The sequence below is a fragment of the Sphingomonas sp. 2378 genome, assembly GCF_038084995.1.
Lineage (GTDB): Bacteria > Pseudomonadota > Alphaproteobacteria > Sphingomonadales > Sphingomonadaceae > Sphingomonas.
The window spans coordinates 22316-38004 of sequence record NZ_JAXCMJ010000007.1 but is presented as its reverse complement, the minus strand read 5'-3'; the positions used below and the strand labels follow the sequence as shown (position 1 = coordinate 38004).

General features: G+C 64.6%; 22 protein-coding genes and 1 tRNA gene. 1 reads left to right on the top strand and 22 read right to left on the bottom strand.

Annotated features, from left to right (window positions below):
- Positions 1-54: 54 nt before the first annotated feature.
- The 18 genes from rplE to rpsL all read right to left on the bottom strand — a co-directional run bounded on the left by rplE (position 55) and on the right by rpsL (position 12019).
- Positions 55-636 (bottom strand): 50S ribosomal protein L5, encoded by a 582-nt coding sequence (gene rplE, locus SM191_RS05775; protein ID WP_307002215.1) that lies wholly within the window; start codon positions 634-636, stop codon positions 55-57.
- Positions 629-946: a 50S ribosomal protein L24 gene (gene rplX / locus SM191_RS05770; RefSeq protein ID WP_341505344.1), complete on the bottom strand. Its 318-nt coding sequence runs from the start codon at positions 944-946 to the stop codon at positions 629-631. Before rplX ends, rplE begins: the two co-directional genes overlap by 8 nt.
- Positions 946-1314 (bottom strand): 50S ribosomal protein L14, encoded by a 369-nt coding sequence (rplN, locus tag SM191_RS05765; RefSeq protein ID WP_007406105.1) that lies wholly within the window; start codon positions 1312-1314, stop codon positions 946-948. The genes rplX and rplN overlap by 1 nt, the downstream gene beginning before the upstream one ends.
- 261 nt (positions 1315-1575) lie before the next feature.
- Positions 1576-1848, bottom strand: coding sequence for a 30S ribosomal protein S17 (gene rpsQ / locus SM191_RS05760; RefSeq protein ID WP_056430742.1), 273 nt, complete (start codon positions 1846-1848; stop codon positions 1576-1578).
- Positions 1849-1860: 12 nt separating this feature from the next.
- On the bottom strand, positions 1861-2061 hold the full coding sequence (rpmC, locus tag SM191_RS05755; protein ID WP_267435509.1) for a 50S ribosomal protein L29: 201 nt from the start codon (positions 2059-2061) through the stop codon (positions 1861-1863).
- Positions 2061-2495: a 50S ribosomal protein L16 gene (gene rplP, locus SM191_RS05750; RefSeq protein WP_007406071.1), complete on the bottom strand. Its 435-nt coding sequence runs from the start codon at positions 2493-2495 to the stop codon at positions 2061-2063. Before rplP ends, rpmC begins: the two co-directional genes overlap by 1 nt.
- 12 nt (positions 2496-2507) lie before the next feature.
- Positions 2508-3218 (bottom strand): 30S ribosomal protein S3, encoded by a 711-nt coding sequence (rpsC, locus tag SM191_RS05745; RefSeq protein ID WP_341505343.1) that lies wholly within the window; start codon positions 3216-3218, stop codon positions 2508-2510.
- The gene (gene rplV / locus SM191_RS05740) at positions 3218-3595 is read right to left on the bottom strand and encodes a 50S ribosomal protein L22 (protein WP_230481236.1); all 378 of its coding nucleotides are present in this window, start codon (positions 3593-3595) and stop codon (positions 3218-3220) included. Before rplV ends, rpsC begins: the two co-directional genes overlap by 1 nt.
- Positions 3595-3873 (bottom strand): 30S ribosomal protein S19, encoded by a 279-nt coding sequence (gene rpsS, locus SM191_RS05735; RefSeq protein WP_037569384.1) that lies wholly within the window; start codon positions 3871-3873, stop codon positions 3595-3597. The genes rplV and rpsS overlap by 1 nt, the downstream gene beginning before the upstream one ends.
- Positions 3874-3879: 6 nt before the next feature.
- Positions 3880-4731: a 50S ribosomal protein L2 gene (rplB, locus tag SM191_RS05730; RefSeq protein WP_261269267.1), complete on the bottom strand. Its 852-nt coding sequence runs from the start codon at positions 4729-4731 to the stop codon at positions 3880-3882.
- A gap of 4 nt (positions 4732-4735) precedes the next feature.
- A complete protein-coding gene (locus SM191_RS05725) occupies positions 4736-5047 on the bottom strand; it encodes a 50S ribosomal protein L23 (RefSeq protein ID WP_322965695.1) in 312 nt (103 codons plus the stop codon).
- The gene (gene rplD, locus SM191_RS05720; RefSeq protein WP_341505342.1) at positions 5040-5666 is read right to left on the bottom strand and encodes a 50S ribosomal protein L4; all 627 of its coding nucleotides are present in this window, start codon (positions 5664-5666) and stop codon (positions 5040-5042) included. The genes SM191_RS05725 and rplD overlap by 8 nt, the downstream gene beginning before the upstream one ends.
- 3 nt (positions 5667-5669) lie before the next feature.
- Entirely contained in the window at positions 5670-6404 is a 735-nt protein-coding gene (gene rplC / locus SM191_RS05715) for a 50S ribosomal protein L3 (RefSeq protein ID WP_056430750.1), read from the bottom strand.
- A gap of 284 nt (positions 6405-6688) precedes the next feature.
- Entirely contained in the window at positions 6689-6997 is a 309-nt protein-coding gene (gene rpsJ / locus SM191_RS05710; protein WP_007406109.1) for a 30S ribosomal protein S10, read from the bottom strand.
- 565 nt (positions 6998-7562) lie between these two features.
- Positions 7563-8753 carry an elongation factor Tu gene (gene tuf, locus SM191_RS05705; protein WP_230481231.1) on the bottom strand — a complete coding sequence of 397 codons (1191 nt, stop codon included), beginning with the start codon at positions 8751-8753 and terminating at the stop codon, positions 7563-7565.
- Positions 8754-8887: 134 nt separating this feature from the next.
- Positions 8888-10963 carry an elongation factor G gene (gene fusA, locus SM191_RS05700; RefSeq protein WP_230481230.1) on the bottom strand — a complete coding sequence of 692 codons (2076 nt, stop codon included), beginning with the start codon at positions 10961-10963 and terminating at the stop codon, positions 8888-8890.
- A 147-nt stretch (positions 10964-11110) separates the two neighbouring features.
- Positions 11111-11581, bottom strand: coding sequence for a 30S ribosomal protein S7 (gene rpsG / locus SM191_RS05695; RefSeq protein WP_230481229.1), 471 nt, complete (start codon positions 11579-11581; stop codon positions 11111-11113).
- 66 nt (positions 11582-11647) lie between these two features.
- Positions 11648-12019, bottom strand: coding sequence for a 30S ribosomal protein S12 (rpsL, locus tag SM191_RS05690; RefSeq protein ID WP_007406072.1), 372 nt, complete (start codon positions 12017-12019; stop codon positions 11648-11650).
- Between the two features lie 303 nt (positions 12020-12322).
- On the opposite strand from rpsL, the gene SM191_RS05685 reads away from it, so the two are divergent.
- Positions 12323-12398, top strand: a tRNA-Trp gene (locus SM191_RS05685).
- A gap of 178 nt (positions 12399-12576) precedes the next feature.
- On the opposite strand, the gene SM191_RS05680 is transcribed toward SM191_RS05685, so the two are convergent.
- From SM191_RS05680 to SM191_RS05665, 4 genes are all read right to left on the bottom strand, one after another.
- Entirely contained in the window at positions 12577-12897 is a 321-nt protein-coding gene (locus SM191_RS05680; protein ID WP_307002222.1) for a hypothetical protein, read from the bottom strand.
- 119 nt (positions 12898-13016) lie between these two features.
- Positions 13017-13694: a DUF1013 domain-containing protein gene (locus tag SM191_RS05675; RefSeq protein ID WP_307002224.1), complete on the bottom strand. Its 678-nt coding sequence runs from the start codon at positions 13692-13694 to the stop codon at positions 13017-13019.
- 167 nt (positions 13695-13861) lie between these two features.
- Complete coding sequence (locus tag SM191_RS05670) at positions 13862-14530, bottom strand: hypothetical protein (RefSeq protein WP_341505341.1); 669 nt, start codon at positions 14528-14530, stop codon at positions 13862-13864.
- Between the two features lie 143 nt (positions 14531-14673).
- Positions 14674-15657: an NAD(P)H-quinone oxidoreductase gene (locus SM191_RS05665; protein WP_341505393.1), complete on the bottom strand. Its 984-nt coding sequence runs from the start codon at positions 15655-15657 to the stop codon at positions 14674-14676.
- Positions 15658-15689 lie beyond the last annotated feature (32 nt).

Sequence of the window (15689 nt, the reverse complement as noted above, 5' to 3'; positions counted from 1 at the left end):
CTTAAGCTCTTTCTGTAAGGACCCCCTCCCCGGCGTGGAGAGGGGGCAGTCCGGTTACGCCGCCTTCTTCTCGTCGGCAGCGTCTTCCTTGGGGAACGGGAAGCCGAACAGACGCAGCAGCTCGCGCGCTTCGTCGTCGGTCTTCGCCGAGGTGGTCACGATCACATCCATGCCGCGCACCTTGTCGATGCGGTCATAGTTGATTTCGGGGAAGATGATCTGTTCCTTGATGCCGCAGGCATAGTTGCCGCGACCGTCGAAGGACTTGGGGTTCAGGCCGCGAAAGTCGCGAACGCGCGGCAGCGCGATCGTGATGAAGCGGTCCAGGAACTCGTACATGCGCTCGCGACGCAGCGTGACCTTCACACCGATCGGCATGCCTTCACGCAGCTTGAACTGCGCGATCGACTTCTTCGCCTTGGTGATGACGGGCTTCTGACCCGCGATCAGCTCCATCTCGGAGGCGGCCTGGTCGACGCGCTTCTTGTCCTGCGTCGCTTCGCCCACGCCCATGTTGAGCACGATCTTCTCGATCCGGGGGATCTCGTTGACGTTCTTATAACCGAACTTCTCGGTCATCGCCTTGATGATGCTATCGTCATAGATAGCCTTCATGCGGGGCTTGTAATCAGCCATCGATCTTCTCCCCGGTCTTGACGGCCACGCGGACCTTCTTGCCATCCTGCGTCTCGAAACGGACGCGGGTCGGCTTGCCATCGGCGGTCACGTGCGCAACCTTCGAGATGTGCAGCGGAGCGGCGGTGCGCTCCAGGCCACCCTGCGGGTTCGCCTGGGTGGGCTTGCGGTGACGGGTGGCGATGTTGACGCCGTCCACGACGACCTTGCCGTCCTTCGGCATGGCGAGCGACACGGTGCCGGTCTTGCCCTTGTCCTTGCCGGACAGGACGATGACCCTGTCACCCTTCTTGATGCGTGCAGCGGCCATTACAGAACCTCCGGCGCCAGCGAGATGATCTTCATGTGCTTCTTGCCGCGAAGCTCACGCACGACCGGGCCAAAGATACGGGTACCGATCGGCTCCTCGTTCTTGTTGACCAGAACGGCGGCGTTACCGTCGAAACGGATCACCGAACCGTCGGCGCGACGGATGTCCTTGGCGGTACGCACGATCACCGCACGGTGAACGTCGCCCTTCTTCACGCGGCCACGCGGCTGCGCTTCCTTGACGCTGACGACGATGATGTCGCCGACCGATGCGGTACGGCGCTTCGAGCCGCCCAGCACCTTGATGCACTGCACCCGCTTCGCGCCGCTGTTGTCCGCGACGTCGAGATTGGACTGCATCTGGATCATGGATCCGCTTCCTTCTCTCTTCTGGGGAGGATACCGACCCTACCCCGCCTTAAAAAACGACCCCCGGCGCGGGGCTACCGCACCAGGGGGAGAGGCCCCTTAGCCACTCCTGGACCGAAAGGCAAGCGAGTCGCCTCGCGCCCTTCGACCAATCCGCTCTGTGCCCCGAAGGGCTCCGTGGTCCCGTCCTTCCCGTGGCCTTCGACTTCGCTCAGGCTGACCGGGGTGGGGAGCCAGGCTCCCCGGACGGGATCGACGGACTCAGCCCTCGGCCGAGGCCCGTTCCGGCGTCATGTGGGTATCGACCCGCTCGACGACCTTCCAGGTCTTCAGCTTCGAGATCGGGGCGGTCTCTTCGATCCGCACCGTCTCACCGGCCTTATACTCGTTCGCCTCGTCATGGGCGTGGTACTTCTTCGACCGACGGATGATCTTGCCGTAGAGGGGGTGCTTGACCTTCCGCTCCACATTGACGACGACCGTCTTGTCGGTCTTGTCCGAGACAATCACCCCGGTCAGCACGCGCTTCGGCATGTGTCTCGGTCCTTACTTGGCAGCCGCAGCGGAGCGCTGCGCCTGGATGGTCTTGATCCGCGCGATGTCGCGACGGACTTCCTTGACCCGGCTGGGCTTTTCGAGCTGGCTCGTGGCCGCCTGGAAGCGCAGGTTGAACTGCTCGCGCTTCAGGTTGCCCAGCGCCTCGACGAGCTGGTCGTCGCTCTGGCCGGTATATTCAGTCTTGGCCATTACTCGCCTCCGAGGTGCGAGGTGTCGCCCAGGCGGGCAACGACCTTGGTCTTGATGGGCAGCTTCATCGCGGCGCGCTCGAATGCCTCGGCGGCCAGCGGGCCGTCGACACCGTCGAGTTCGAACAGGATGCGACCCGGCTTCACGCGGGCGGCCCAGAATTCGGGCGAACCCTTACCCGAACCCATGCGGACTTCGGCGGGCTTCGACGAAACCGGAACGTCCGGGAAGATGCGGATCCACAAGCGCCCCTGACGCTTGATGTGGCGCGTGATCGCGCGGCGAGCCGCCTCGATCTGGCGAGCGGTGATCCGCTCCGGCTCCATGGCCTTCAGGCCATAGGAACCGAAGTTCAGGCTCGTGCCGCCCTTCGCATCGCCGTGGATGCGGCCCTTGAAGGCCTTGCGGAACTTGGTGCGCTTTGGTTGCAGCATGTTCTTTGATCCTTAGCGGCGATGATCGTCGCGCGCCGGGCGCACGCCGGAGGTCTGAGCCTCCATCATCAGCCGGTCCTGCGCCATGGGGTCATGGCCCAGGATCTCACCCTTGAAGATCCACACCTTCACGCCGCACACGCCATAAGCGGTGTGCGCCTGCGCTTCGGCATAGTCGACGTTCGCGCGCAGCGTGTGCAGCGGAACGCGGCCTTCACGATACCATTCGGTCCGCGCGATTTCCGCGCCGCCCAGACGGCCGCCGCAGGTGATGCGGATGCCTTCCGCGCCCAGACGAAGCGCCGACTGCACCGCGCGCTTCATGGCGCGACGGAAGGCGATACGACGCTCGAGCTGGTCGGCGACGCCCTGTGCGACGAGCTTGGCGTCGATTTCGGGCTTGCGGATCTCGACGATGTTCAGCGACACTTCGGACGAGGTCATCGAACCCAGCTTCTTGCGAAGCTTTTCGATGTCGGCGCCCTTCTTGCCGATGATCACGCCCGGACGCGCCGCGAAGATCGAGATGCGGCACAGCTTGGCCGGACGCTCGATGACGACCTTCGAGATCGCGGCCTGGGGCAGCGTCTTCATGATGAACTGGCGGATCTTCAGATCCTCCAGCAGCAGGCGGCCATAGTCATGGCCTTCGGCGAACCAGCGGCTGTCCCAGGTACGGTTGATCTGGAGACGCAGGCCGATCGGATTGCTCTTCTGACCCATTATGCTTCTTCCTGCTCGCGGACGACGATGCGGAGCCGCGAAAACGGCTTCAGGATGCGGGTCGACTTGCCACGACCGCGCGTCGCGAAACGCTTCATGGTGATCGACTTGCCGACCGACGCCTCGGCGACGACGAGCGCGTCGACGTCGAGGTTGTGGTTGTTCTCGGCGTTGGCGATCGCCGAGGCGAGCACCTTGCGCGCGTCGACGGCCATCGCCTTCGTCGAGAAGGCGAGGATGTTCATCGCGTCGCCGACCTTCTTGCCACGGATCAGACCCGCGACCAGGTTCAGCTTCTGCGCCGAACCCCGGATCTGCGTGCCGACCGACAGCGCTTCCTTGTCACCGACCTTGCGGGGGGATGCGGGCTTCGACATCAGCGCTTACCCTTCTTGTCGGCAGCGTGGCCGGGGAAGTAGCGCGTGGGCGCGAATTCACCGAGCTTCATGCCGACCATGTCCTCGTTCACCGAGACGGGAACGAACTTGCGACCATTATAGACGTTGAAGGTCAGACCGACGAACGACGGCAGGATGGTCGAGCGGCGCGACCAGGTCTTGATCGGACCTGCGCGGTTGCCGGCATCCTGAGCCACTTCGGCCTTCTTCAGGAGATGGAGGTCCACGAAAGGACCCTTCCAAACGGAACGAGCCATTGCGTGTTAGCCCTTCTTCTTGGCGTGGCGGCTACGGATGATCATCTTGTCCGTCGCCTTGTTGTGACGAGTGCGCGCACCCTTGGTCGGCTTGCCCCACGGGGTGACCGGATGACGGCCGCCCGAGGTCCGGCCTTCACCACCGCCGTGCGGGTGGTCGACCGGGTTCTTCGCCACACCACGGGTCAGCGGACGATGGCCCTTCCAACGGTTGCGACCAGCCTTTGCCAGGTTGGTGTTGCCGTTGTCGGGGTTCGACACCGCGCCGACCGTCGCCATGCAGTTCGCATGGATGTAGCGCTGCTCGCCCGAGTTCAGGCGGACGATGACCATGCCCTTGTCGCGGCCCACGACCTGCACATAGGTGCCGGCCGAACGGGCGATCTGACCGCCCTTGCCGGGCTTCATCTCGACATTGTGGACGATGGTGCCGACCGGCATCTGGCCCAGTTCCATCGCGTTGCCCGGCTTCACGTCGGTCTTCTTGCCCGCGATAACCTTGTCACCAACGGCCAGACGCTGCGGCGCGATGATATAGGCAACGTTATCCTTGCCCTCGGCATCGGCGCCGTAGTTGATCAGCGCGATGAAGGCGGTGCGGTTGGGATCATATTCGATCCGTTCCACGGTGCCCTCGACGTCCCACTGACGACGCTTGAAGTCGATGAAGCGGTAACGCTGCTTGTGGCCGCCCGCGATACCGCGGCTGGTCACATGGCCCTTGTTGTTGCGGCCGCCGGTCTTGCGCTTGCCTTCGGTAAGCGCCTTGACGGGCGCGCCCTTCCAGAGCGCCGAGCGGTCGACGAGGATCAGGCCGCGGCGGGCCGGGCTCGTCGGGTTATAATGCTTGAGTGCCATCGGCTCAGATCCCCGTCGTCACGTCAATGGACTGACCGTCCTTGAGGGTGACGATCGCCTTCTTCATGTCCGAGCGCTGGTACGGAGCGCCCTTCCACTTCTTGGTCTTGCCCTTCTGGACGATGGTGTTCACGCCAGTGACGTTGACGTCGAACAGCGCTTCCACCGCCGCCTTGATCTCGGGCTTGGTAGCACCGGGGGCGACCTTGAACACCACGGCGTTGTGCTCGCTGAGGAGCGTCGCCTTCTCGGTGATGTGCGGCGCGACGATCACGTCATAATGACGCGGATCGATCGCCTTCTGCTGCTTAGCCATGGAAACGGGCCTCCAGCTTCTCGACAGCCGAGCGCGTCAGCACCAGGGTGTCATGCTTCAGAATGTCGTAGACATTGGCGCCGGCGGCCGGAAGGACGTTGATTTCCTTCAGGTTGCCCGCGGCCAGTGCGAACGACGTTTCGACGGCATCGCCATCGATGACCAGCGCGGTCTTGCCGAAGCCGAGCTTCACCAGATCGCCCTGCAGCGTCTTCGTCTTGTTACCCTCGACGGCCAGATCGTTCATCACGATCAGCGAACCCGCCTTGGCATGGCTCGACAGCGCCATCTTCAGACCCAGGGCGCGAACCTTCTTGTTCAGACCCGGATTGAAGTCGCGGACGCGGGCGCCGTGCGCCTTACCACCGCCGATGAAGACGGGAGCACGACGATCGCCGTGACGAGCGACACCGCCGCCCTTCTGACGACCGAGCTTCTTGCCCGAGCGGGCCACATCGGCACGCTCACGGGTGCCGCGCGCGGTGGCGCGACGCTTTTCCAGCTGCCAGGTCACAACGCGGTGCAGGATGTCGGCGCGCGGATCGAGGCCGAAGACCTCGTCGTTGAGCTCGATCTCTGCGGCGTCGGTGCCGGCGAAGGATTGAACCTTGACCTTCACGACTTAGCCCTCCTGGCTCTCGGTGGCTTCCGGAGCAGGCTCGGCAGAAGCGTTGTTGTTGGCGGCCGCCTTGATGCTGGCGGGGAACGGGGCGTCCGCGTGGCGCGAAACCTTGACCGCGTCCTTGACGATCAGCCAGCCACCCTTCGAGCCGGGCACCGAGCCCTTGACGAAGATCAGGCCGCGCTCGACGTCGGTCGACACGATTTCCAGATTCTGCTGCGTGCGGTTCTTGTCGCCCATGTGACCGGCCATCTTCTTGTTCTTGAAGACGCGGCCCGGATCCTGACGGTTACCGGTCGAACCATGCGAACGGTGCGAGACCGAGACGCCGTGGGTCGCGCGCAGACCACCGAAGTTCCAGCGCTTCATCGCACCGGCAAAGCCCTTACCCTGGGTACGACCCTGGATATCGACATACTGGCCGGGGACGAAATGGTCGGCGGAGATTTCCGCGCCGACGTCCAGCAGGCCGTCTTCGTTCACGCGGAACTCGACCAGCACCTGCTTGGGCTCGACTTCGGCCTTGCCGAAATGGCCACGCTGCGGCTTGGCGACATTCTTGGTCTTGGCGACACCTGCACCAAGCTGGACGGCGGTGTAGCCGTCACGATCCATCTCGCGGCGAGCGACGACCTGTACGCCTTCAAGCGCCAGAACGGTGACCGGCACGTGCCGACCATCGTCCTGGAACAGGCGGGTCATCCCCAGCTTCTTCGCGATCACGCCGGTACGCATGATCCTGTTCCTTCCTCGACAGAGGCCCCCAAGAACCATTCAAGGGGGGCATATCCAGCCCGGATAAAGCGAAACGAGCCCCCGTCCCGGGCTGGCGACCGGCGGACCGGTCAGACGGGGGACGCTGCCCCGGCACCATCTCGCTTGCGCGAAACCACCGGGAGGTATCCCTTAAGAGTGCCGGATCACGGGAGCGACCTCGGCGCGCTTCCTGGCTGCTTTAGAACCGGGAAACGCCAAAATCCCGTGGGACGGAATCGTCGACCACGGGAACGCTGGCCCTCTTACGCCAGCTTGATCTCGACATCAACACCTGCGGCGAGGTCGAGCTTCATCAGCGCATCGACGGTCTGCGGGGTCGGCTGCACGATGTCCAGCATCCGCTTGTACGTGCGGACCTCGAACTGCTCGCGCGACTTCTTGTCGATGTGCGGACCACGGTTGACCGTGAACTTCTCGATGCGCGTCGGAAGCGGGATCGGACCGCGGATAAGAGCGCCGGTGCGGCGCGCGGTGTCGGCGATGTCGCCGGTCGCCTGATCGAGCACGCGATGGTCGAACGCCTTCAGACGAATGCGGATATTGCTGTCCATGATCCCTACCGATGCGAAAGAGCGGGCTTTCCGGCCTCCTCCCTGCGGGCGACAAGTGCGATCGGCTTTCCGACCGGGCACTCGACCGTCCGCCGTGAAGGCGACCTTGGGCCGAAACAAACTCTGGGTTACGGCAGCGGCGGCGAACCACCCCTGCCCTCACTAAAAGCAAACGGCCGACCCCGGTGTTTCCGGTGCCAGCCGATTCCCTCAAGACGGGTGCCTATACGCATATGCCGGGGGTGCCGCAAGGGGGTGATCGAGGGTTTTTGTTGGAGGGCGTGGAACCATGCGCGGCCCCCGCCCCACTCCCCAACCTCCGTTCAGCCTGAGCGAAGTCGAAGGCCACGTCCTGGTCGGCCCGCGGGGCGTGCACTTCGACTTCGCTCAGTGCGAACGGGGTGCGGTCCGTCATCCCGGCGAAGGCTGGGATCTTCCGCAAAAGCTCCGTGCCTGCGGAGGAAGGCCCCAGCCTGCGCTGGGGCGACGTCCAGACAACGAAAAAGGCCGACCCCGTCGCCGGGGCCGACCCTTTCCTAAGCAGTAACAGGCTTTCGCCCGAGACTTACTTGTCGATCGCGCTGACGACGCCGGCGCCGACGGTGCGGCCGCCTTCACGGATCGTGAAGCGCTGACCGATGTCCATGGCGATCGGAGCGATCAGCTTCACGCCCAGAGCGACGTTGTCGCCCGGCATGACCATCTCGGTGCCCTCAGGCAGCTCGACGGTGCCGGTGACGTCGGTCGTGCGGAAGTAGAACTGCGGACGATAGTTCGCGAAGAACGGGGTGTGACGGCCGCCTTCTTCCTTCGACAGGACGTACACTTCCGACTTGAAGTCGGTGTGCGGCTTGATCGAACCCGGCTTGCAGAGAACCTGGCCACGCTCGACCTGGTCGCGCGCAACGCCACGGATCAGCGCACCGATGTTGTCGCCGGCTTCACCCGAATCGAGCAGCTTGCGGAACATTTCGACGCCGGTGACGGTGGTCTTGCGGGTGTCGTTGATGCCGACGATCTCGACTTCTTCGCCAACCTTGACGATGCCGGTCTCGACGCGGCCGGTGACGACCGTACCACGACCCGAGATCGAGAACACGTCTTCGATCGGCATCATGAACGGCTTGTCGAGCGGACGCTCGGGCTGCGGGATGTAGTCGTCGACGGCCTTCATCAGCTCGAGGACGGCTTCCTTGCCGAACTTGTCGTTCGAACCCGACAGGGCGCAGGTGGCCGAACCCTTGATGACGGGGATGTCATCGCCCGGGAATTCGTACGAGCTCAGCAGCTCGCGGATTTCCAGTTCGACCAGCTCGAGGATTTCCTCGTCGTCGACCAGATCGACCTTGTTCATGAACACGACCATCGCGGGCACGCCGACCTGACGGGCGAGCAGGATGTGCTCGCGGGTCTGCGGCATCGGGCCGTCGGTCGACGACACGACCAGGATCGCGCCGTCCATCTGCGCCGCGCCGGTGATCATGTTCTTCACATAGTCGGCGTGGCCGGGGCAGTCGACGTGCGCATAGTGGCGGTTCGTCGTCTCATACTCGACGTGCGCGGTCGAGATGGTGATGCCGCGCTCACGCTCTTCCGGAGCCTTGTCGATGTTCGCGAAGTCTACGGCGGTACCGCCGGTCGTTTCGGCCAGAACCTTGGTGATTGCGGCGGTCAGCGAGGTCTTGCCATGGTCGACGTGACCGATGGTGCCGATGTTGAGGTGCGGCTTGTTCCGCTCGAATTTTGCCTTTGCCATTTTCCTACCTTCTGAATCGAATTCGGTGCCGCATCCGAGGCCACGCGAACGCGGCCCCATAGCGGGTGTTTCAGGTGATTGCCAGCCCCTAGCGTGTTCGCGCCCCCAGTTGCCCCGGGGGCGCGATATACGCCTTAGGCGAGCTTCGCCTTGACTTCGTCCGCAACATTCTGCGGCACTTCGTCATAGTGCGAGAACTGCATCGAGTATTGCGCACGGCCCTGGGTGAACGAGCGGAGCGCGTTCACATAGCCGAACATGTTGGCCAGCGGGACCATCGCCTCGACCGTCTGCGCGTTGCCGCGCGTGTCGGTGCCCTGGATCTGGCCACGACGGCTGTTCATGTCGCCGATGACGTCGCCCAGATAGTCCTCCGGGGTCACGACTTCGACCTTCATGACCGGCTCGAGCAGCGTGATGCCCGACTTCTGGGCCGCTTCGCGCATCGCGCCGCGGGCACAGATTTCGAACGCCAGCGCCGACGAGTCGACGTCGTGATACGCGCCGTCATACAGCAGGACTTCGAAGTCGATGATCGGGAATCCGACCAGCGAGCCGGTTTCCGCGGTTTCACGGAAGCCCTTCTCGATCGCGGGGATATATTCCTTCGGAATGTTACCGCCCTTGATCTCGTCCTTGAAGACGAAGCCCGAACCACGCTCGCCGGGGGTCAGCTTGACCTTGACGCGGCCGAACTGGCCGGTGCCGCCCGACTGCTTCTTGTGCGTGTAGTCGATGTCGACCGGCTTCTTGAGGTATTCGCGATACGCCACCTGCGGCGCACCGACATTCGCCTCGACCTTGAACTCGCGCTTCATGCGGTCGACCAGGATCTCGAGATGGAGCTCGCCCATGCCCTTGATGATGGTCTGGCCCGACTCGGCGTCCGAGGTCACGCGGAACGAGGGGTCCTCGCGCGCGAGACGATTGAGCGCGACGCCCATCTTCTCCTGGTCGGCCTTGGTCTTCGGCTCCACCGACAGCTCGATCACGGGCTCGGGGAATTCCATCCGCTCCAGGATGATCGGGGCGTTCTGCGCGCAGAGCGTGTCACCGGTCGTGGTGTCCTTGAGGCCCGCGAGAGCGACGATGTCGCCCGCATAGGCTTCCTGGATGTCCTCACGGCTGTTCGCATGCATGAGCAGCATACGGCCGATCTTTTCCTTCTTGTCCTTCACCGAGTTCAGGACCTGCGACGACGTTTCGAGCTTGCCCGAATAGATGCGCGCGAAGGTGAGCGAACCGACGAACGGATCGTTCATGATCTTGAACGCCAGCGCCGAGAAGGGCTCGCTGTCCGACGAAGGACGCTCGTCCGGCGTCTCGCCGTCGAGCTTCACGCCCTTGATGGCCGGAACGTCGAGCGGCGACGGCAGATAGTCGATGACCGCGTCGAGCAGGGGCTGCACGCCCTTGTTCTTGAACGCCGAGCCGCAGACCACGGGGACGAACGCCATTTCCAGCGTGCCCTTGCGGATCAGCTTCTTCAGCTCCTCGACCGACGGCTCGTTGCCTTCCAGGTACGATTCCATCGCGGCATCGTCCTGCTCGACGGCCATTTCGATCAGGTCGCTGCGATACTTGGCGGCCTTTTCCTTCAGGTCATCGGGGATGTCCTGATATTCGAACTTGGCGCCCAGCGACTCTTCGAGCCAGATGATCGCGCGGTTCTCGACCAGGTCGACCAGACCCTTGAAGCCGCCCTCGATGCCGATCGGCAGATACAGGACCGCCGGACGCGCACCCAGGCGCTCGATGATCGAGTTCACGCAGAAATAGAAGTCGGCGCCGGTGCGGTCGAGCTTGTTGACGAAGCACATGCGCGGCACGCCGTACTTGTCGGCCTGACGCCACACGGTTTCCGACTGCGGCTCAACGCCCGCCACGCCGTCGAAACAGGCGACCGCGCCGTCGAGCACGCGGAGCGAACGCTCCACCTCGATGGTGAAGTCGACGTGCCCGGGGGTGTCGATGATGTTGATGCGGTTGTCGTTCCAGAAACAGGTCGTCGCGGCCGACGTGATGGTGATGCCGCGCTCCTGCTCCTGCTCCATCCAGTCCATGGTGGCGGTGCCTTCATGCACTTCGCCGATCTTGTAGGACTTGCCGGTATAATAAAGAATGCGCTCGGTCGTGGTCGTCTTGCCGGCATCAATGTGCGCCATGATGCCGATGTTGCGATACTTCTCGAGCGGATGGCTGCGGGCCATGATCGATCTTCCTCAAGCGTAGGGGGGAGCCGGTTGGCCCGGCTCCCCCTTATATAGGCTGTTTGCGTGACCAGCGGAAGACCGCCGGCACCGCACCCTGAAAAGGTTGCGGCGGGGCGGAAATACATCCGGTCCGCCGCAAGACCCTTACCAGCGGTAGTGCGAGAAGGCGCGATTCGCTTCCGCCATGCGGTGCGTGTCTTCGCGCTTCTTGACCGCATTGCCGCGGTTGTTGGCGGCATCCATCAGCTCACCCGACAGACGCGCGGCCATCGTGTTCTCCGAACGGGCGCGCGACGCGCCGATCAGCCAACGGATGGCCAGGGCCTGGGCACGCTCCGGACGGACTTCGACCGGGACCTGGTAGGTCGCACCGCCGACGCGGCGCGAACGGACTTCGATGCCCGGCTTGATGTTGTTCAGCGCATCGTGGAACACGCCGATCGGATCGCGCTTGGCGCGCGTTTCGACGGTTTCCAGAGCACCATAGACGATGGATTCGGCGACGGACTTCTTACCGTCCAGCATGACCGAATTCATGAACTTCGACAGGACCACATCTCCGAACTTAGGGTCCGGCAGGATTTCCCGCTTTTCGGGACGACGACGACGAGCCATTCTCGTATTTCCTTACAAAACTTCAGCCTTTGATGGTCGAGGAGCCTGAAAACAGGCCCGACCGGCTTACTTCGGACGCTTGGCGCCGTACTTCGAGCGGGACTGCTTGCGATCCTTCACGCCCTGCGTGTCGAGGACGCCGCGCAGCACGTGGTAGCGCACGCCGGGAAGGTCGCGCACACGGCCGCCGCGGATGAGCACCACCGAGTGCTCCTGCAGGTTATGGCCTTCGCCCGGAATGTACGAGATGACTTCGCGGCTGTTGGTCAGACGGACCTTGGCCACCTTGCGAAGCGCCGAGTTCGGCTTCTTCGGGGTCGTCGTGTAGACACGGGTGCAAACGCCGCGCTTCTGCGGGTTCTGCTCCATTGCAGGGACCTTGGACTTGGCCTTCTGCAGTTCGCGGCCCTTGCGGACCAGCTGGTTGATCGTCGGCATTGAAGCCTTCACCTTTCCATGAGGTTACTTTGCTGGAGCCATCACAGCACTTCGGAATACAAAAAGGGGCCATCGCGGCTTTCGCCCGGCCCTATTCGCATCCAGCAATGTTCAAGCTTGCCCGACGGATAAGTCCCGAATCCCGAGAAATCCCCTTCGTGCAGTGGCGGGCTATACGCGGGAAGGCGTGTCGGGTCAACGTGGGCTGGACAGGGCTTCGGATACCCGTCGCAGCCGGGTACGATTTTTTCGCACGGAACGCTTGCCCCGCCCGGCCACTCGGGCTAATGGCGACCGCCTCGCAGGAGTGTAGCTCAGTTGGTAGAGCATCGGTCTCCAAAACCGAGGGCCCACGGTTCGAGTCCGTGCACTCCTGCCACTTTTCATGACATCGTCGGATAGATGACGCCGCAGTTTGTGGCGGGCGCTGACGCGCGATGGCTTGCCTGAAACCGTCATCCCAGCGCAGGCTGGGATCTCTGACAGTCGTTCCGGCGCGCTCGATAAAGGCCCCAGCCTGTGCTGGGGCGACGGTGAGGTGTTGACGGAATGGACCGTCAATTCACCGGTCGGGGCCCGACGCCCGGCGGAGTCGCTGGGTCGACCTCATCGATTTCGTCGCCCCGGTTGCCGCCACCGGCCCCTGCCCCGCTGCCATGCACTTCGCCCGTCTTCGGATCGACCGAGGCGCGCCGGCCATTGTCCGCAGGCAGACTGGTCTCCGCATGGCCTTCACCGGTCGCGGGCGCGGCGGTGGTGACGCTGCCCGCCGGTTCGGCGCGGCCCATCGCATCCTCGTCATCTCGGGTATAACCCTGCCCCGAATAGCCGCTGTCGCGGTCGAAGGGCTGGGGTGGGCGCTTGTCGGTGTCGGACATGGACGATCTCCTTGCTGCCCAGGTCAACGGGAGAGGAGAGCCGCCGTTCCCCGAAATGCGAAAGGGGCGCCCGGCCTGTCGGCGGACGCCCCTCTCCCTCAAACCGAAGCCCGATCGAGTCAGCTACGGAACAGCGAATGCGGATCGATGATGTCGTCACCGCGCGTGACCGTATCGGCGTCGCGGCTCTGCTGCTCGCGCTCCGCCCGCAGCGAGGCGAGCAGCGCTTCGCGATCGCCCTCCAGGCGGTTGTCGGTCGGCTGCGCATCGGCATTGCCACCGGTCGACTTGGCCGCCTTGGCCACGGCCGAGTCCAGTTCGCGCTGCGTGGTCAGGCCCAGGGTCACCGGATCCTTCGGCGTGATGTTGGCGATGTTCCAGTGGCTGCGGTCGCGGATCGCCGCGATCGTCGTGCGCGTGGTGCCGATCAGGTTCGAAATCGCGCCGTCCGAGATTTCGGGATGGTTGCGGATGATCCAGGCGATGCCGTCCGGCTTGTCCTGCCGCTTGCTGACCGGCGTGTAGCGCGGGCCCTTGGTCCGGCGGACCTGTTCGGGGCCCTTGATCATCTTCATGCGGTAATCGGGATCGGCCTGCGCCTTCTCGATCTCGGTCTGTGCCAGTTCGTGCGCACGGACGGGATCGCGGCCGGTCAGTTTGGTGGCGGCGGTGTCGTCGGCGATCGCCTGCACCTCGAGGATGTGGAGGCCGCAGAAATCCGCGATCTGCTCGAACGAGAGCGACGTGTTGTCGACCAGCCAGGAAGCGGTCGCATGGGGCATGAGCGGCTGGGCCACGAAGATCACTCCAGTCGGAAAATAAAAGGGCCGCCCCTCATCGGAGCGGCCGTAGCGGCGGTAAATCTAGTGAAAGCCACACCCAAGAGCAAGGTGCACCACCACAAACTGTCCGGATTGGCCCGGCGTGCCTAAGCGGCGACGCCTATCAGACCCGGCGCCGGGGCTCAATCCTCATCGAATCGACCGAAGGGAAGAAGTTGCGAGGCGAGCCTGCGCGCCGCCTGCATATCCCCCGCACGCAGCGGGACCAGCACCTGCGCCGCACCGCGTTGCAGGATGCGGTCGAGCGCCGTGGGCGCCTCGGCGCGGGTCGCCTGCTCGGCGAGCGCCCGGCCACGCGGGTCGCGCGGATCGAGTTCCAGCCGCAACAGCGCGGCAAGGCCCGGAAACAGCGCGCGGTCGCCGCCCAGCGCCACCGCCCGCTCCAGCGCGGAGAGCCCCAATGATCGCTGTGCCCCCAATGCGGCGCGCCCCATGATCGTGCCGAGCTTCTTCACCGCGCCGATATGCCAGGCCCCCAGCGCCACCTGCGCCTCCGCATCGCGGGGGTTCTGCGCGACCAGCGCCTCGAACTGCCGCCGCGCCGCCACCGCATCGGTGCGGTTCCCGGTCAGCTTCGCGCGATAGCCGAGTGCGGTGGCGCGCATCAGCAAAGCCTCCCGGTCGTCGGGTGCCCGCCGCAACGCATTGCCCGCGGCGGCATAGGCATTGGTCACGCGGTGCAGCGCGCTCGCCTCGTCCGCATCGCCGAACGACGCCTGGGTCAGGATATCGCGCGCGGATTGGGCCAGCGCCGGAAGCGGCAGAGCGGCGCATGTGGCGACGGCCATCATGACGAGCCCCGCTCGCCCCCATCGCTGCGCCATCATCATCATCTCCCCCGACCCTCGCTGAAATCCATGCCGGAAAACGGCCGATCTGGTCTTTTGCCTTCGTCGCAAGCTTTGCCGCCGCGATCAAGCCCGGCTTAGGGGGATCAATGCTCCAGCGTCAGGACGATCTTGCCCAGATGGTCGCCCGCCTCCATCCGGCGATGCGCGTCGGCCACCTCGGCCAGCGGGAAGCTGCGGTCGATGACGGGGCGAAGCCGCCCTTCCTCGACATGCGGCCAGACGATCCGCGCGATCTCGTCGGCGACCATCGCCTTGAACTCGCGGTCGCGCCCGCGCAGCGTCGAGCCGGTCAGGATCAGGCGGCGGCGCATCACCTCCCAAATCGGGATTTCGGCCTTGGCCCCACGCTGCACCGCGATCGAGACGTGCCGCCCCTCCTCGGCCAGGCATCGCAGGTTGCGCGGGACATAGTCGCCGCCGACCATGTCCAGCACGATGTCGACGCCGCGCCCGTCGGTGAAGCTCTTCACCGCCTCGACGAAATCGGTGGATTTGTAGTTGATCGCCCTGGCCGCGCCGAGCTTTTCGGCGGCGGCGCATTTCTCGTCCGATCCGGCGGTGACGATGACCGTCAGGCCGAACAGCTTGCCCAGCGCGATCGCCATGGTACCGATGCCGCTCGTCCCGCCATGGACCAGCAGGGCGTCGCCGTCGCGGGCGTAGGCGCGCTCGAAGACGTTGGTCCACACGGTGAACAGCGTTTCCGGCAACGCCGCCGCCTGCACCATCGACAGGCCGTGCGGGACGGTCAGGCAGTGCTCGGCGACCGCGACCGCATATTCGGCATAACCGCCGCCGCCGATCAGCGCACAGACCGGCTGGCCCAGCATCTCGAACCCGACGCCCGCACCGACCGCGACGATCTCGCCCGCGATCTCCAGCCCCGGGATCGACGGCGCGCCCGGCGGCGGCGGATAGAGGCCCTGACGCTGCATCACGTCGGGCCGGTTGACGCCCGCCGCCGCGACGCGGATCAGCACCTCGCCCTCCCCCGGCATGGGGGTGGGACGCTGTAAGGGCACCAGCACTTCGGGACCGCCCGCCACCTCGGGATCGATGGCGGTCATCATTTCGGGAATGTCCACGATCCCCATCACAT

Bases quoted from the DNA above. Each gene is read 5' to 3' on its own strand.
- rplE (WP_307002215.1), bottom strand. From the start codon at position 636: ATGGCTGATTACAAGCCCCGCATGAAGGCTATCTATGACGATAGCATC.
- rplX (WP_341505344.1), bottom strand. From the start codon at position 946: ATGGCCGCTGCACGCATCAAGAAGGGTGACAGGGTCATCGTCCTGTCC.
- rplN (WP_007406105.1), bottom strand. From the start codon at position 1,314: ATGATCCAGATGCAGTCCAATCTCGACGTCGCGGACAACAGCGGCGCG.
- rpsQ (WP_056430742.1), bottom strand. From the start codon at position 1,848: ATGCCGAAGCGCGTGCTGACCGGGGTGATTGTCTCGGACAAGACCGAC.
- rpmC (WP_267435509.1), bottom strand. From the start codon at position 2,061: ATGGCCAAGACTGAATATACCGGCCAGAGCGACGACCAGCTCGTCGAG.
- rplP (WP_007406071.1), bottom strand. From the start codon at position 2,495: ATGCTGCAACCAAAGCGCACCAAGTTCCGCAAGGCCTTCAAGGGCCGC.
- rpsC (WP_341505343.1), bottom strand. From the start codon at position 3,218: ATGGGTCAGAAGAGCAATCCGATCGGCCTGCGTCTCCAGATCAACCGT.
- rplV (WP_230481236.1), bottom strand. From the start codon at position 3,595: ATGTCGAAGCCCGCATCCCCCCGCAAGGTCGGTGACAAGGAAGCGCTG.
- rpsS (WP_037569384.1), bottom strand. From the start codon at position 3,873: ATGGCTCGTTCCGTTTGGAAGGGTCCTTTCGTGGACCTCCATCTCCTG.
- rplB (WP_261269267.1), bottom strand. From the start codon at position 4,731: ATGGCACTCAAGCATTATAACCCGACGAGCCCGGCCCGCCGCGGCCTG.
- SM191_RS05725 (WP_322965695.1), bottom strand. From the start codon at position 5,047: ATGGCTAAGCAGCAGAAGGCGATCGATCCGCGTCATTATGACGTGATC.
- rplC (WP_056430750.1), bottom strand. From the start codon at position 6,404: ATGCGTACCGGCGTGATCGCGAAGAAGCTGGGGATGACCCGCCTGTTC.
- rpsJ (WP_007406109.1), bottom strand. From the start codon at position 6,997: ATGGACAGCAATATCCGCATTCGTCTGAAGGCGTTCGACCATCGCGTG.
- tuf (WP_230481231.1), bottom strand. From the start codon at position 8,753: ATGGCAAAGGCAAAATTCGAGCGGAACAAGCCGCACCTCAACATCGGC.
- fusA (WP_230481230.1), bottom strand. From the start codon at position 10,963: ATGGCCCGCAGCCATCCGCTCGAGAAGTATCGCAACATCGGCATCATG.
- rpsG (WP_230481229.1), bottom strand. From the start codon at position 11,581: ATGGCTCGTCGTCGTCGTCCCGAAAAGCGGGAAATCCTGCCGGACCCT.
- rpsL (WP_007406072.1), bottom strand. From the start codon at position 12,019: ATGCCGACGATCAACCAGCTGGTCCGCAAGGGCCGCGAACTGCAGAAG.
- SM191_RS05680 (WP_307002222.1), bottom strand. From the start codon at position 12,897: ATGTCCGACACCGACAAGCGCCCACCCCAGCCCTTCGACCGCGACAGC.
- SM191_RS05670 (WP_341505341.1), bottom strand. From the start codon at position 14,530: ATGATGGCCGTCGCCACATGCGCCGCTCTGCCGCTTCCGGCGCTGGCC.
- SM191_RS05665 (WP_341505393.1), bottom strand. From the start codon at position 15,657: ATGACCGCCATCGATCCCGAGGTGGCGGGCGGTCCCGAAGTGCTGGTG.